This window comes from Ligilactobacillus sp. JN-6 (Y).1, assembly GCF_058111525.1.
The window spans coordinates 2,124,641-2,141,174 of the sequence record NZ_CM176599.1 but is presented as its reverse complement, the minus strand read 5'-3'; the positions used below and the strand labels follow the sequence as shown (position 1 = coordinate 2,141,174).

Below are 16,534 nucleotides of genomic sequence, written 5' to 3'. Positions count from 1 at the left end.
ACCCTTTTACTTATTATTTTTAGCTTGAGCAAGCTTATCGTCGAACAAGGCCTCACTTGTGTCTGAATAATCAGCATCCTCACTGTGAGCTTCCTGAGCAGCGACCGTATCTAACAAGCTGCCATCTTCTTCCAGTGAAAACTTAACATTGTTTTCTATCCACTTTCGTCGCGGTTCAACTTTATCGCCCATTAATGTAGTCACACGTCTTTCGGCTAAGGCACCATCGTCGATTTTAACTCGAACAAGAGTCCGTGTTTCTGGATCCATGGTCGTTTCCCATAATTGGTCGGCATTCATTTCACCTAAACCTTTGAACCGTTGCAGCGAATAGCCCTTTCCCATTTCTGCACTGACCTTTTCAAGTTCTTCATCAGTCCATGCATATTTGGCGACCTGTTTTTTCTTGATACTTTTTTGTAATTTATACAGTGGAGGCAAAGCAATATATACTCTTCCAGTCTCGATCATTGGGCGCATATACTTATAAAAGAAAGTTAACAAAAGAATCTGAATATGAGCGCCATCAGTGTCAGCGTCTGTCATGATCACGATCTTGTCATAATTAGCATCTTCTATATTGAACTCTGCCCCAACGCCAGCACCGATCGTATAGATCATAGTGTTGATCTCTTCGTTTTTAACGATATCTTGCAACTTAGCCCGTTCAGTATTAAGGACTTTCCCTCTTAACGGCAAGATCGCCTGAAATTTGCGGTCCCGTCCCTGTTTAGCTGACCCGCCGGCAGAATCCCCTTCAACTAAAAACAATTCATTCTTCTTAGCGTTTTTGGATTGCGCGGGAGTCAATTTACCTGAAAGCAGCTGGTCTTTTTTACGCCGTTTTTTACCATTACGACTCTCATCCCGAGCTTTGCGTGCTGCCTCACGGGCCTCCCTTGCACGAAGTGATTTTCTCACCAATTCTTGAGCAAACTCACCGTTTTCCATGAGATAGTAATTAAGTTGTTCAGAAACGAGACCGTCCACTATCGTACGCGCTTCTGGAGTCCCAAGTTTTTCTTTTGTCTGACCTTCAAACTGCAAGAGGTCTTCTGGTACTCTAACAGATATCACCGCGGACAGGCCTTCACGCACATCGCTGCCTTCCATATTTTTGTCTCTATCTTTTAATAGACCAACACTGCGCGCATAGTCGTTAAAAGCTTTTGTCCACGCTGAGCGCATCCCAGCTTCATGAGTACCCCCATCTTTGGTACGGACATTGTTGACAAACGATAAAATATTCTCAGAATAACCATCATTATATTGAGCTGCAACTTCAACTTCCATACCTTGCTTGGAACCATCAAAATACATGACATCGCCGATCGTTTCTTTATCTTCATTCAAATAAGTAACAAACTCTTTGATCCCTTCTTCATATAAAAAGATATCTTGTTGATCAGTCCGTTCATCAGTTAATGTTATCTGAACGCCCTTTAACAAATATGCCGATTCTCTTAAACGCTCAGCTAAGACATCATAGTGATAGTGAGTCGTAGAGAAGATGGTCGGATCCGGTTTAAAAGTCACTTTAGTACCGCTTGGACGCTTAGTTTTGCCAATTTTGCGTAATGTGCCGACCGGTTGACCACCGTCCTTAAAATCTTCTTCATATTCGACTTTGTCTCTCACCGTGTTAACAGTTAAGCTAGAAGACAAGGCGTTAACGACAGAGGCACCGACACCGTGCAATCCGCCTGAAGTTTTATAGCCACCTTGACCGAATTTTCCACCAGCGTGCAGCACTGTGAAGATCACTTCGACTGTCGGAATACCTGTAGAGTGCATACCGACCGGCATCCCACGGCCATAGTCGCAAACTGTGACCGATTCATCGGCATGGATCGTAACATCAATTTTTTTGCCATAGCCTGATAAAGCCTCATCGACGGCATTATCTACGATCTCATAAACAAGGTGATGTAAACCATGAGTATCAGTAGATCCGATATACATTCCAGGTCGTTTCCGAACTGCTTCGAGACCCTTTAAAACTTGAATCGAATCGTCATTATAATTAGGTTTTGTCATTGAACTTTCAAATCCCTTCCGATTGAACAAGTCAGACCACCGTTCGGCAAGTCCGACAAACTTTTTCTATCATAACCCATTTATAGTCGATCTGTAAAGCTGACTCTCGGCTATATAGCCTATAACGGCGGTCTTTAAAAAGAAAACTAACGCTAAAAATTAAAATAAAGTAAGGTAAGGTCGTTTATATATTTGCTACCCAAAAATATCCAGTAATAAAAATTGCCCCCAGCACAATAAACTGCTAGAATTATAAAGCAAGGTAAAGGAGGCACAACTGTGGATCTGAATATTATTTGGATGATCATAATTGGATATTTACTCGGTTCCATACCATCCGGTATTTGGATCGGCCGGGCTTTTTTTGGTAAAGATATCCGAAATTATGGTAGTGGCAATATGGGAACAACTAATACATTTAGGGTCCTAGGAAGAAAAGCCGGCGTGGTAGTCTTATTGATCGACATGTTAAAAGGTTCTGCTACGGCCTTACTTCCTTTGTTGTTCAATTCAAACGCGAACGCTTTATTGATCGGTCTATCAGCGATTTTTGGACATGCCTTTCCACTCTTTGCCAGGTTTAAAGGCGGTAAAACAGTCGCTACTAGTGTTGGTGTCTTGTTAGTTTATAATTGGCAGTTTTTCCTGTTGGCCTGGGCAATTTTCTTGGTCACTATTTATTTGACCAGCATGGTCAGTGTTGCTAGTATGATCGGTTTTTCATTGATCACACTTAGTTCATTATTTTACCAAGATTGGATCTTGACTACCGTAGCATTCGTTTTAACTATTTTTGTCTTTATCCGACACTGGGGAAATATCTCTAGGATCCGCCAAGGAAAAGAAAATATGGTCCCATTTGGTCTTGGTTACCGTCAGCGCCAAAAACACGAAAAAGAGACTAAATAAAAAGATAAGCTGTCCTATCACTCAAAAATTTGAGCTAGACACCAGCTTATCTTTTTTATTTAAAACAGTGCAACTGAAAAGCTGGCTTTAAACTCTTGGTGTGGTCCCAATTTATTGATGGCAAATTTATGAGTCAGTTCACCGTCAGCATCGTGTGGGTCAGCTAAACCCCACCACGGCTCGATACATACAAATTGACCATCTTTAGGGTAGGTCGACCAGATACCGACATATTCAGCATTTTTAGTATTAACGCACACCCCGTGTTGCTGTTTCGTATCTTGTAAAGTGATCATTGTTGGCTCTTCTTGTAAATCGTAGATCAATGCATCATCTTTAAATAATTCACGACTGATAGCCAAACGATCTTCTTTAACATCGAATTCATTGTCTGGATCCGTCAAGCTATTTCGCAAAGGGATCTTTTTTCTGGTTTTGAGCGGGGAAAAAGTCAGCTCATAATCTGTATAGCTTTTACCAGGCTCTAAAGGTGCTTTAAAAGCAGGATGAGCCCCTAGTGCAAAGTAAAGGTCTTGTTTTATATCAGGATCATAAACAGAGTAACCGAGTGTTAACTCTTGCTCCTCGAGCGAATACGTTAAACGCAAACGAAAATCAAAGGGATACTTTGCCTTAGTTTCTTCATTTTGAGTTAGTTCAAAAGTGGCATGTTGTGCGTCTTTTTCGACTACGTCAAAATCTTGGTCACGAGCAAAGCCATGTTGAGTCATCTGGTATTCTTGTCCTTCAAATCGATAACTATCATTTTTTAGTTTACCTTCAATAGGAAATAATACAGGAGAATGCCGTGCCCAGTACTTTGAGTCGCCAGACCACATGTAGTCGATCCCACTATTTTTAGCTATTAAACTACTTAACTCGGCACCGTGTTCTTTGATCACTGCCCGGATCTTATCATTTTCGATAATAACTGCCATCTTTTGACAACCTCCCCAAATTAGTGAATATTTTTTACAAAATATAGTGTGCAAGGTCCTTATCTGCTGCGATCTTTCCGATTTTTTGTTCAACATAAGCTTCTGTGATCGTGATATCACCCATTTGCATATCTGGACCTTCATACAATAGGTCTTGTAAGAGTCGCTCCAAGATAGTGTGCAAACGACGGGCACCAATATTATCTGTATCACGATTAACTGAAAAGGCAACATTTGCGATCTTACGAATAGCTTCGATCGTGAACGTCACAGAAATATTATCGGTGTTAATCAATGCAATATATTGCTTGACTAAGGCATTGTCCGGTTCGGTCAAGATCTTGACAAAATCTTCCGCATTTAGATCATTTAACTCTACTCGGATCGGAAAACGTCCCTGGAGTTCTGCGATTAGATCACTAGGTTTGCTGTCTTGAAATGCACCAGATGCAATAAATAAGATATGTTCAGTGTTAATAAAGCCATATTTAGTTTTGATAGCTGAACCTTCAACAATTGGTAAGATGTCTCTTTGTACCCCTTCACGGGAAACTTCGCCTGAGTTTTGCGTGCCTTTTGAAGTGATCTTATCGATCTCGTCAATAAAGATGATCCCAGTATTTTCTGCGCGCTTGATAGCTGCAGCAGCTAGATCAGCTGAATCAACTAATTTTTCAGATTCTTCTTGGACCAAGACTTCACGCGCATCTTTAACGGCCATAGTTCGCTTGACCTTTCTTTTTGGAACAAGCGAACTTAAAGCATCGTTTAAATCGATCCCCATTTGGTTGAGCATATCTGAAGAGTTGTTAGTATTTTGTGACGGATCATCAATTTTGATAGTCACTTCTTCATTCTCTAACTGTCCTCGTTTGAGTTTTTCAGAAGTGTTTAAGCGTTGATCTCTTACTTGATCAGTAACTTCTCCTTCGTCATCTTCTTGCCCAGTCTCTCCTCGTTGAGGCATTTTTCCGTTTTGCAGATCGCGCATCATTTGCATGAAGGTTTCCTGTTGATTTTGTTGGGCTTGTTTGCGCTGGGCAGGAACAAGCAGTTTAACAAGTTTTTTGTCCGCATTGGCAACAGCTTCACTTCTTACCTCTGAGTATAACTTGTCTTGTTCCATCTTGTAAGCAGATTCAACTAGGTCGCGGACCATCGATTCAACATCACGGCCAACATAACCAACTTCAGTCAACTTACTTGCTTCAACTTTAACAAAGGGTGCATCAACTATTTTAGCTAACCGGCGTGCAATTTCTGTTTTACCGACCCCAGTTGGTCCGATCATCAATAAATTTTTAGGAGTCACTTCTTCTTGCATATCTACAGGCAACTGCATCCGCCGATAACGATTACGCAAAGCAACCGCGATCGCCTTTTTAGCTGCATCTTGACCGATCACATAACGGTCAAGTTCTTTAACTATTTCTTTTGGTGTTTTATCCATTGGATCCATAAAATTAAGCGGTGAAGATACTAAGAAACACTTCACCTTCACTCCTTTCTGACTTTCAAGTTTGTTTAGAGAACTTCTGTGATCACATTGTGGTTTGTGAAGATGTCAATGTCTCCAGCAATATGAAGGGAATTTTTTGCGATTTCTTCGGCAGTCATTTCTGGCGCATGGGAGGTCATTGCGATAGCCGCTGCAAGAGCATAATTACCGCCTGACCCGATCGCTAAGACATCATTATCAGGTTCAATGACCTCACCCGAGCCTGAAACGAGCAATAAATTATCTTTATCCATCACGACTAGTAAAGCTTCAAGTTTTTGGAGTTGCTGATCACCACGCCATTCTTGTGCTAGTTCTACAGCAGCACGCTGGAGATTACCACTATACTGGTTGAGCTTTTTTTCGAAGCGATCTTGTAAATTAAAGGCATCCGAAACTGTGCCCGCAAAACCGACTGCAACTTTATCGTCATATATCTTTCTGATTTTATGAGCTGTCCCTTTCATAATGACCTGTTCTCCCATGGTGACTTGCCCATCACCAGCCATTGCCGTATGTCCGTTATGACGGACAGCGCAAATTGTTGTCATGAATTAATTTCCTCCTGTTATTAAAGTGCTCACGCACGCGGGAAAAATTTACGATAATTTTCTTGTAAATTTTCCGTTGTTACGTGAGTGTATATTTGTGTTGTTGAAAGACTGCTATGTCCCAATAATTCTTGCACGGCTCTTAGGTCAGCCCCGTTACTCATTAAGTGAGTCGCAAACGTATGTCGCAATTCGTGGGGGTGGATCGTCGTTTGCAAAGAACTCTGTTTTACTATTTGGGATAAGACGTACGTCACGCCAGCAGCCGTGATCGGATCACCATAATGGTTAATAAACACGAAATCGTGTTCCTTATGATACTTTTCCATTAATGGTGTCCGTGCTTGTAAAAAATATCTGGTCAAAGCATCCGCGCAATATTGACCAAAGGGAACATAACGGTCTTTACCGCCCTTTCCACGTAAAAGCATTGCACGATTATCAAAATCAACGACTTGCATCGTTAAACTTGTACACTCGGAAACTCGCATCCCTGTGGCATACAAAGTCTCCAGCAAGGCGTTATTTCTAATATCCTTGATCGAATCACCTGTTGTGGCTTCAAATAAAGCGTTCATTTCTTTTTCATAGAAAAAATGAGGCAAAGCGCGAGAATGTCTCTTTAGCTGCACATAGACGAACGGATTACTTGTAACATAACCATTTTTTAGTAAGAAACGATAAAACGAACGTAACCCGGAAACCATGCGCGAGACACTATTTTCTTTATAATCTCGTTCATACAAATAGCTCATATAAACATGCACATCGTTTTCCGTTACCGTGGCAAAAGAACTTTCGCCGCCGTTTTCAGTTAAAAATTTACAAAAATCGGTAATGTCATCAGTGTAAGCTTTAACAGTTTGCGCGGAATATTGACGTTCATACTGCAGGTAATCCTGATATTCCGTGATCCACTTAACTTCCATCGTGTCACCTTCAAATCAATATTTAATTGTATTTTCCTATAATGGTCAAAAATAGTCAAGAAATCCGAGAGACTTATTCTGTTTTCTTAATTCTTTCACAAACCTTATTATTATTGTTGCGATAAAAAAGGCGCTCTGTGACATTCTCTTTTGCTAGAGAAGTTCACTCGCGTCTTGTTTAATATCTATTTTTGTAGTGCTTCTTCATAATCGCCATTTGGGCATTTGACCTGTGCACCTTTTTTGGACTTCTTATAGATCAAGAAGTGGTCGCATTTGGGGCAATTACGGCCGACTGGCTGATCCCATGAAATGAAATCACAGTCAGGATAACGTGAACACCCGTAAAAGACCCAGTTTTTCTTAGATTTTCTCTCGACGATATCGCCCTTGTTGCACTTCGGACAAGTAACATCGATCTTTTTAACGATCGCTTTAGTATTACGACAATCAGGAAAACGGCTGCAAGCATAAAATTTGCCATACCGGCCCATCTTGATCAGCATCGGCGCTCCACAAACATCGCAATTGAATCCAGCGGGCTCATCTTTGATCTTAACCTTTTCCAGCTTTTGATCAGCGCTTTCGACTTCTTTGGCGAATGGGCGATAAAATTTGTCGATCACTTGGACCCACTCTTGTTTGCCTTCTTCGATCTCATCAAGTTCATCTTCAAGGTCAGCAGTAAACGACATATCTAAAATGTCCGGGAAACATTCTGCGATCATTGAATCCACTATTTCACCCAGTTCGGTGGGTTCAAACTTCCGTGCTGTTAACTTAACGTAATACCTTTTTTGGATCGTGTTTAGTGTTGGTGCGTAAGTTGATGGACGCCCCACGCCATTTTCTTCAAGTGTTTTGATCAATGTTGCTTCAGAATACCGCGCAGGCGGCAACGTAAAATGCTGACTTGGATCAGTTTTTACTAGGGTTACCTTATCACCTTCGTTTAGTTCAGGTAAAATATTGTCTTTGCGTTTCGATTCTGCATACACTTTGGTATAACCAGGAAACTTCATTTTTGAACCATTTGCTCTAAAAGTGACTGTATTTTGTACTAAGTCAGCACGAACAGTATCAACTACCGCTGGCGTCATCTGACTGGCAACGAAGCGTGACCAGATCAAGGAATACAGTTTCATTTGATCCTTGGTCAAGTATTTTGCCAGCGAATCTGGCGTCCGCAAGACCGACGAAGGTCTGATCGCCTCATGGGCATCTTGGGCGTTTTCAGCAAGTTTGCCAGCGCGAGGTTTAGAAGCCGCGAATTCATCACCGTAAGTGTCAGTGATAAAACCCGCTGCTTCATGCTTGGCGATAGTAGAGATCCGTGTAGAGTCGGTCCTCATATAAGTGATCAAACCAACGGAACCACCACGTCCAATGTTGAGCCCCTCGTATAATTGTTGAGCGACCATCATCGTTTTTTGCGTTCTAAAATTTAAAGAGTTATTTGCGGTCTGTTGCATAGTCGATGTTGTAAAAGGAAGAGCTGGAAAACGCTTGCGCTCCTTTTTTACGACCTTAGCCACTTCAAAGGGAGAAGTCTTTGAAATTTTTTGCAAAACTTCCTGTACAGCAGCATTATTTTTGAGAGCTGTTTTCCTGCCTCCTAGGCCGTAGAAACCAGCATCAAATTTACTCCGACCTTTTTTGAATTTGGAATCAATATTCCAATATTCTTCCGGTACGAAATCCTTGATCTCTTTTTCTCTTTGAATGATCAAGTTTAGTGCGATCGACTGTACACGACCAGCCGAAAGTCCTTTTTTTACTTTTGACCATAGTAATGGTGAGATAGAATACCCCACTAAACGATCTAGGATCCGACGAGCTTGTTGCGCGTCAACCAGAGACATATCGATAGCTCTTGGATGTTTAAAAGCATTTTTGACTGCGTCTTTTGTGATCTCATTAAAGACCACCCGATTTTTATCTTGTGGATCCAATCCCAGTAAATAGGAAAGATGCCACGCAATTGCTTCTCCCTCACGGTCCGGGTCAGATGCTAGATAAACATGGTTAGCTTTTTTAGCTTCTTTACGCAATTCTTTGATCACATCACCCTTACCACGGATCGAAATATAATGAGGCTCATAGTCATTTTCAACGTCGATGCCCATTTTACTTTTAGGCAGATCACGAATGTGACCTAAACTGGCCATGACCTTATAGCGAGAGCCTAAATATTTTTCGATCGTTTTGGCTTTTGATGGTGATTCTACGATAACTAAGTTCCTTTTAGTTTTCCTAGTACTTCTTTTTTTCTTTGTTTTAGATTTTGGCTGTGTGGATGTCGGCAAAACGTCCCACTCCTTTATTTAATTTATATTTTAATTGTAGTTATTGAAAGTTTAAGTTGTTAATCAAAATCGATAACAATACTATGCCTTTCAAGTTTGATTTGTCAAGAAATTTAAAAAATGTTCAAGAATATCGCTACTATTTAAAACTGGTTTTGCACCTGCTTGTATCAATTCGTTACAACCAACCGATAGATCACTGTCGATCGGTCCTGGGACCGCCAAAACATTCCGGTTTTCCTGTAAGGCAAGGTTAGCCGTGATCAAACTACCACTATGATGCTTGGCTTCAACGACTAGTAAGCTGTGACACGATCCTGCTATGATCCGGTTGCGCAGCGGAAAATGATGTGGTAATGGTTTTTGTCCCAAAGCATATTCAGATAACACAAGTCCTTTTTGTGCGATCAAAGACTGTAGCTCATAGTTTTTCCGAGGATAAATTTGGTCTAAACCAGTCCCGATCACAGCGATCGTTGCTGAGTTTTCATCCAGGACCAAACGATGTGCAAGACTGTCCACACCACTAGCCGCTCCGCTGATCACTGGGATCCGGTAGGAACAAATATCAGGCAACAATTTTGATAAAACGGTAGTAGCGTATTTAGTCATTTTTCTAGCACCCACCACTGCCAAAATAGGTCGTTTGAGTAATTCTAACTTTCCTTGATAAAATAAGACAATAGGTGGCTCAAAACTCTCCTTTAACTGTGTTGGATATTCAGGATCAAGGATCGTAAGGATCCCACTATTTCGTTGGTTGTCACGCATTTTTTGTGTGACCGCTGCTGAATGAAAATCATTTAAGAAATTTTGTAAGTTGTTTTTTGAACCGGAAAACAGTTGTGAAAGTTCTGTCAAATTGGGTTGCCGCTTATTTTTTTGCATAAAAGAGTAAATTTTGGTTTCTCCCTTGATCCCGACACCAGCACAAAGATGGACCCGTAATAAAAAAGATCGTTCGTCCATAAAAACGCCGCCTTTGCTTTTTGTAAGTATATACGCAAAAGGCGGCTATTTTATTTAATTAATTTTGATTTTATCGGTTCAAATGTTTGCCGGTGAATTGGTGTGATACCGTTCTTCTTGATCGCGTCTAAATGTTGTTTAGTACCATAACCTGCATTTCTTTCAAAACCATAACTAGGGTAAAGTTTTGCATAATCTTCCATCAGCTGGTCTCGTGTAACCTTTGCAACTATACTAGCTGCCCCGATAGAGACTGAGCGTGCATCTCCTTTGAACAATTTACGTTGGGGGATCTGCGTGTGTAACTCCATGGCATCGATCAATAATTCATCCGGTTGAGGGTCTAATTGTGAAACAGACTGCTCCATAGCTGACTTAGCGGCTTCATAAATATTTATCTGATCGATCGTTTGGCTATCCACGATACCGACCCCAACGCTCAGCGCTTGTTCTTTGATAAGCGGGGCTAATTCTTGTCTTTTTTTGACACTTAATTGTTTTGAATCATTGACTTCGTAAAGTGCAAAGTCATGGGGTAAGATCACAGCTGCCGCAACAACGGGGCCCGCCAATGGTCCACGTCCGACCTCGTCGATTCCTGCGATCAGTTGTTTACCAGCATGCCAGAATTCCTTTTCTAAAATTAGCCTGTTTTCAAATGCAGCCCTTTTTTTTAGTTCCTTAGCTTGTCTATTTTCAAAGCTTTTCAGTAGTTGTTTAACACCTTGACGTTTATCATTACGTAACTTAGTGCTTATTTCTGCAGTGAGTATTTTCTGATCGCTTTCAGCCTTTTTTAGAAAAGCTTTGATCTGCGAGATGCTTTTTTTCTTCATTTTTTCATCAGTCATCGGAATCACTTTTTCTTGTGTCTGGCTCAACAACTTGCGGCACAAGATCTAATGTATAGCGTCCAAGTTTTTGTTTACGTATATCTTGGATCAAACGTTGCGCACCACGATCATAATCATCACGGAAACCGGCATTTTTTGTAATAGCTAGTAATGTATCTACATCAGTAGCAGACATTTCTTCTTCTGTTAGACGATAACGTTCCTGCAAATTTTGCGCATTATTGTCTTTGAAAAATTCGATAGCATACAAAGCAACATCATCATCATGAAATAACTTGTCTTTAATAGCGCCAGTTAAAGCCAGTTTTTGCCCGACCAGGGGATCTTCAAACTTGGGCCACAAGATCCCCGGCGTGTCCAGCAGCTGTAAATTTTTGCCAGCTTTGAGCCACTGCTGTTTTTTTGTTACCCCAGGTTTGTCACCGACCGAGGCTACGTTTTTTTTGACCAAATGGTTTAATAATGTTGACTTGCCAACGTTAGGGATCCCAATACACATCACACCTATTTTTTTTGATTGGATCCCTTTTTCTTTCCGTTTAGCTAGTTTATCCGCCAAAACTGAATTGATCTTTTTTTCGATCACTTTCAACGAACCATTAGTGCTGTTAACTGCTACTGCGGGTTGACCAAAAGATTCATAGTAGCTTAACCATTTCTTTGTTTGTCTCGGATCAGCTAGATCCATTTTTGTCAGTACTATGACTGACGGTTTGTTTTCAAGCATATTTTTTAGTTCTGGATTTCGCGATGATTCAGGTAATCGTGCATCCACCAGTTCCAAAACTATGTCGACCGTTTTCAGATTTTCCTCTGCTTGACGTAAAGCCTTGGCCATGTGCCCCGGATACCATTGAATGGTTGCCATATTATTCCTCCTTGTATTTGTACTGATTTATTAAACTAAAGTTACAGAACCTTATATAACAGAAATTAAACTTTCAGTTAGGTATTATACACGGGCGGATGTCTTTGGCCAAACTGAATAACGCAGTGAGCGGGTAAATATGTTTTTGGGTTTTTTAGTCAAAAGCAGGCATCGCCCCCTTTAGTTGGGAACGATGCCTGCTTTTGGGAAATCAACGAGCTGCCTTGATAGCAGCATCATAGGCATGATCTGAATCCATGATCAATCGTGCGATAGCTTCTTGAATGCTATTGACCGTCTTTTTATCCGCCACACCATTTGTATCAAGATGATGGTCTTTTTGGTATTTTTGGACCGCGTCTTTTGTTTTTGCACTATAATAGCCGTCTTTTCGACCAGGATCGTAACCTAAGGCTTGCAAAAACAGTTGGAGCCGTTTAACTTCTTTGGAAACATCATTTTCTTTATAGTTTTTATTCGTGCTGATCAATGCTTGGTACGCCACTTTAGGATAGTCAGCCTCGATCGTCGGTTGCAGACCTTTTTCATGGATCCAAGAACCATTAGGCGTCAACCACTTGGCGATCGTTAGTTTAAGTTCCGTTTTATCTTTGAAAGGCATCACATTTTGAACAGTACCTTTACCAAATGACTTAGTTCCGACCAGTTTATCGCCGGCAGATTGGTGTAAGGCAGCGGCAAAGATCTCAGCTGCACTTGCTGAACCGCCATTGATCATAACTACCGTTTTTTCTCGGATCTTGAAACCATTGTCGTATTTTTTACCAGCTTTATAGACTTCGGGTTTGCCATCGCGTTGTTTAACTTGCATGATCGTTTGCCCGTTTTTTAAGAACATAGATGACAATTTAAGTGCCTGATCCATCAAACCACCAGGATTATCACGCATGTCGATCACAAATGAACGTGCACCCTTTTTTCTAAGCTGCTTGACAGTTTGCTTCATCTCTTTGGCTGTATTATCTGAGAAAGTTGTCACTTGAATATAGCCAACTTTTTTATCCTTCGTATCTAACTTCCCGTTCACAGTCTTAACTGGTATTTTATCTCGTTTGAATGATTTTTCAAAAACAGAACTGCCACGCTTGATCTGCAGCTTGACAGAGGTTCCTTTTTTACCCCTGATCAAAGAAACTGCTTTATTAAGAGAATAACCCTTTAATGACTTGCCATCTATTTTTAAAATAATGTCTTTCGCTTTTAAACCGCCTTTTTGGGCAGGCGTCCCAGTGATCGGTGAAACAATTTGGATCTGTTCGCCTGTTTTGCGAACTTCCGCACCGATCCCAGTAAAACTCGAAGAAATAGTATCATTCAATGAGTCTGTTTCGGACTTAGTCATGTATTCTGAAAATTGGTCGCCTAAAACGTTGACCATTCCATTTATTGCGCCGGTCTCAAGTTTTTTCTTGCTGACTCCTTTGTAAAAATATTTATCTAGAGCTTTGTAAACAGCATTGATCTTGCCCATTGAAGCGCTAGTTTGTTCGGCGGCTTGTAAGCGAGAATTCATCAAAGCAAATGTTCCTCCGCCACCGATCAGTAGTGCGATCAGTGCGGTAACGATCAGCGTTGTTAGGCTAAAGGATCTCTTTTTCTTTGGGGAATTTTTGAATTGCTTATTTTTTTCATTCAAAAATCATTCCTTCTTTCGTATATTCTACTGTATTTTATCTAAGTACTGTTGCCAAGCCTCATCAAAAATAGTCATTGATGGTAAATAATTACCATTCATTTCCAAATATTGGGATAATTTTTCGTAATCCGTCTGCTGTTTTGGGAAAGATTGGTCAAAAAAAGCGTTATTAGCAAACTGAACAACTTCACTATGATCATCAGGATCTCTTTGAGTCATCAAAAACTGATAAAATGTCATTTCATTACGCATTATTTCTCCTCCTCTCCAAGTGGGATCAGTATTTTAAAGCGAATGTCATCATTTTTAAGGTCTAAATGTTGTCCTTTTGCACGGATCCCCTGCTTTGTTTTAACACGATTCAAATTCAAAATGATCTCGGACTTTTTCGGTGAGATCTGTACTGCCTGCCCGGTTTTAAAATGATTTTTGACATAAGTCAAAATAAATTTTTTAGGTGCATTTAATGAACCAATTGCAACTGACTTTATTTTTAACGAAATATTTCCGTTTTTGTTAAGTGTTGGCATAGCATATAAGGTGAATGAGACTCTTTCACCTAAGACTTTGGTCGTTCCGATCAAAATCGCCGAACGATTTAGGACAAATTTGTATTTGATATTATTACTATTTTTTTGTTGGTGATTCAAATAATAATTAAGCACACTACTTAGCTGCTTTTTATTCATTTTAACATCGATCGAAGTCATCTGATCTGCTGGAGGCTGGACTTGATTTTTCTGTTGGACATCCGTACTTGGTGTATATACTTCGACCATCACAAACGCAATAAATGCGATCACAAACGCCAATAATACAGTAAAAGCAATTTTCCACGGGTCTCTTTTTTTATTAACTACTCTACGTTGACTTTCTCTTCTATTTTTTTTCATTATTGTGTCTCCTTAAACCAAGTTCCTTTGTGTTTAAGCATAGTTTCATATAGCTTTTTGGTCATTAACCGATACCCCTTGTCATTTGGATGGAAGTGATCAGCGGAAGACAGTAATTCATTTTTTTCTTTAGGATCAGATAACAGTTTTTCTAGGTTTTTATCATCTGCCTGGCTTAAATCGGAATTAGTAGAATTTTCTAATCCCTTTTTAGATTTGCCAAAATACTGTCCTTCAGAAAGCTGCTGGTTTACATCAACAAAATATGTGGATTTCAATTGTTGCAGTTGATTCGAAGCTATTTTGTTCCACTGTTTTGTATATGTTTGTAGGGCGTCAATAGTAGGAAAATAGACATAAAACGGCTCATAAACTGAGAATAAGAAGATAGGAGCCTCATTATTAGTATTACGAATATCTTTTAACAAAGCTGTTATATTCAGCTGATAGTCATCTTTAGCTCTTTGCATACTGTCATTAAAACGATTTGAGGAAATGGTCTGAAAATTGTTTTGCAAGACGTGCATTAAATCATTACCTCCGGCAGTGACCGTGATCACATCAGCTTTCTTTAACTGTTTTTTGATCTGAGGTCGAGTATCAAGCCTTTTTTTGATTTGAACAGTAGTGTCTCCAGTTTTACCAAAATTAAAGTCATTCACTTTTTTGGCATCATTTTTAAGTAGTTTTTGTTTGATCAAATGCACATAGCCGCCACGACTTTGACTGTCACCGACTCCGTAAGTTAAAGAATCACCTAGTCCAACGACCGTTAAATTATTTAGTTTTGTTTTCTTGTTGTTTTTTGTCTTGGCTTCTTTTTGTGACGTTCGTTCTGGCTGTGATGTTTGATCATGATGTGGGTGAGCCAGAAAATAAAAAAGCGCAAAGAAAATACAACTCAGAACCAACAAAGATAATAATAATTTGCCGACCTCAGTTATTTTTTTCATTTATCCCACCCTTATCCAAATATATTCACATGCGTTAATCATAGCATGTTAATGCTAGTTTTTATATTACCTGCACATGATTTTCTCGAATTTAAAATTAACTTATTTTTTCTAACTACAATTTACAGTGATGCACGAAAACAAAAAACACTTTTCACCGGGTCAAATGAACGCAGTGAAATAGTGTTTATTGACAATTCGACTTATGTTTTAAACCGCAACCGGAGCCTTGATAGCTGGCCAAGGTTCATAGTCCGTGACTTTGATATCAGCCATTGTGAGATCTTCGATGTGTACTTTTTCCGGATTTAACCAGATTTGTGGGGCATCTTTAGGTGTACGTTGAAGTTGTTCTTTGACCTGCTCAAAATGGTTAACGTAAATATGCGCGTCACCTAAAGTATGAACAAACTCACCAACTTCTAAGCCAGTTTCTCGCGCGATCAAGTTCGTCAACAAGGCGTAGCTGGCAATATTAAAGGGGACACCTAAAAAGACATCACCGCTTCTTTGATATAATTGGCAACTTAACTTACCGTCAACCACATAAAATTGAAAAAGTGTGTGACATGGAGGTAAGGCTGCTGTGGGCACGTCTTCGGGATTCCAAGCAGTTACGATCATCCTGCGCGAATTTGGGTTATTTTTGATAGTTTCGATCACGTCCTTGATCTGATCGATCGTATCATTCGAACGTGTTTGCCAGCGACGCCACTGTGCCCCGTAAACATCACCGAGATCGCCATATTTTGCTGCAAAATTATCATCATCGATGATCCTGTGACAGAAAAGTTGTTTTTGCTGTTGATATTGCTCATTAAATTTAGCATCTTGTTGTGAACGTAAACCAAAATTGGTCATGTCAGGGCCTTCATATTCTGGACTTTTGACCCAATTTTCAAACGCCCACTCATCCCAGATATGATTTTTATGCTTTAACAAAAATCGAATGTTAGTGTCACCCTTTAAAAACCACAGCAATTCACTTTTGATCAAACCAAAGGGAACTTTTTTCGTAGTTAATAACGGAAATCCTTGGCTAAGATCAAAACGCATTTGATAACCAAATAAGCTCTTGGTTCCTGTGCCGGTACGGTCGCCTTTATAGTGGCCATGCTCCAAAATATCCCTGATCAACTGTAAATATGGTTCTTCTAGCTTAGCCATTTCGT

At 40.1% G+C, this 16,534-nt stretch carries 15 protein-coding genes; 1 reads left to right on the top strand and 14 read right to left on the bottom strand.

Translation table 11 applies throughout. From position 1 onward, the window contains the following. Nucleotides 1-6: 6 nt before the first annotated feature. Nucleotides 7-2,037: a DNA topoisomerase IV subunit B gene (gene parE, locus AC3XNE_RS09960; protein ID WP_489831914.1), complete on the bottom strand. Its 2,031-nt coding sequence runs from the start codon at nt 2,035-2,037 to the stop codon at nt 7-9. 279 nt (nt 2,038-2,316) lie between these two features. On the opposite strand from parE, the gene plsY reads away from it, so the two are divergent. Then, complete coding sequence (plsY, locus tag AC3XNE_RS09955; RefSeq protein ID WP_489831913.1) at nt 2,317-2,946, top strand: glycerol-3-phosphate 1-O-acyltransferase PlsY; 630 nt, start codon at nt 2,317-2,319, stop codon at nt 2,944-2,946. Between the two features lie 59 nt (nt 2,947-3,005). On the opposite strand, the gene AC3XNE_RS09950 is transcribed toward plsY, so the two are convergent. From AC3XNE_RS09950 to AC3XNE_RS09890, 13 genes are all read right to left on the bottom strand, one after another. Further along, nucleotides 3,006-3,884: an aldose 1-epimerase family protein gene (locus AC3XNE_RS09950; RefSeq protein ID WP_489831912.1), complete on the bottom strand. Its 879-nt coding sequence runs from the start codon at nt 3,882-3,884 to the stop codon at nt 3,006-3,008. 34 nt (nt 3,885-3,918) lie between these two features. After that, entirely contained in the window at nt 3,919-5,343 is a 1,425-nt protein-coding gene (gene hslU, locus AC3XNE_RS09945) for an ATP-dependent protease ATPase subunit HslU (protein ID WP_489833402.1), read from the bottom strand. Between the two features lie 65 nt (nt 5,344-5,408). Next, the gene (gene hslV / locus AC3XNE_RS09940; protein WP_489831911.1) at nt 5,409-5,933 is read right to left on the bottom strand and encodes an HslVU peptidase proteolytic subunit; all 525 of its coding nucleotides are present in this window, start codon (nt 5,931-5,933) and stop codon (nt 5,409-5,411) included. Nucleotides 5,934-5,962: 29 nt separating this feature from the next. Continuing rightward, complete coding sequence (gene xerC, locus AC3XNE_RS09935) at nt 5,963-6,862, bottom strand: tyrosine recombinase XerC (RefSeq protein ID WP_489831910.1); 900 nt, start codon at nt 6,860-6,862, stop codon at nt 5,963-5,965. Between the two features lie 185 nt (nt 6,863-7,047). Continuing rightward, nucleotides 7,048-9,168: a type I DNA topoisomerase gene (gene topA, locus AC3XNE_RS09930; protein ID WP_489831909.1), complete on the bottom strand. Its 2,121-nt coding sequence runs from the start codon at nt 9,166-9,168 to the stop codon at nt 7,048-7,050. 90 nt (nt 9,169-9,258) lie between these two features. After that, nucleotides 9,259-10,137 carry a DNA-processing protein DprA gene (gene dprA / locus AC3XNE_RS09925; protein ID WP_489831908.1) on the bottom strand — a complete coding sequence of 293 codons (879 nt, stop codon included), beginning with the start codon at nt 10,135-10,137 and terminating at the stop codon, nt 9,259-9,261. A gap of 50 nt (nt 10,138-10,187) precedes the next feature. After that, entirely contained in the window at nt 10,188-10,973 is a 786-nt protein-coding gene (gene rnhB / locus AC3XNE_RS09920) for a ribonuclease HII (protein WP_489833401.1), read from the bottom strand. 7 nt (nt 10,974-10,980) lie between these two features. Next, nucleotides 10,981-11,859, bottom strand: coding sequence for a ribosome biogenesis GTPase YlqF (ylqF, locus tag AC3XNE_RS09915; protein ID WP_489831907.1), 879 nt, complete (start codon nt 11,857-11,859; stop codon nt 10,981-10,983). A 211-nt stretch (nt 11,860-12,070) separates the two neighbouring features. Then, nucleotides 12,071-13,516 carry a S41 family peptidase gene (locus tag AC3XNE_RS09910; protein WP_489831906.1) on the bottom strand — a complete coding sequence of 482 codons (1,446 nt, stop codon included), beginning with the start codon at nt 13,514-13,516 and terminating at the stop codon, nt 12,071-12,073. 24 nt (nt 13,517-13,540) lie between these two features. Further along, nucleotides 13,541-13,768, bottom strand: a complete 228-nt coding sequence (locus AC3XNE_RS09905) for a YozE family protein (RefSeq protein ID WP_489831905.1) — start codon at nt 13,766-13,768, stop codon at nt 13,541-13,543. Beyond that, a complete protein-coding gene (locus AC3XNE_RS09900) occupies nt 13,768-14,409 on the bottom strand; it encodes a YpmS family protein (protein ID WP_489831904.1) in 642 nt (213 codons plus the stop codon). Before AC3XNE_RS09900 ends, AC3XNE_RS09905 begins: the two co-directional genes overlap by 1 nt. Continuing rightward, complete coding sequence (locus AC3XNE_RS09895) at nt 14,409-15,362, bottom strand: GDSL-type esterase/lipase family protein (protein WP_489831903.1); 954 nt, start codon at nt 15,360-15,362, stop codon at nt 14,409-14,411. Before AC3XNE_RS09895 ends, AC3XNE_RS09900 begins: the two co-directional genes overlap by 1 nt. Before the next feature lie 210 nt (nt 15,363-15,572). After that, a complete protein-coding gene (locus AC3XNE_RS09890) occupies nt 15,573-16,529 on the bottom strand; it encodes a thymidylate synthase (RefSeq protein ID WP_489831902.1) in 957 nt (318 codons plus the stop codon). Nucleotides 16,530-16,534: the final 5 nt, after the last annotated feature.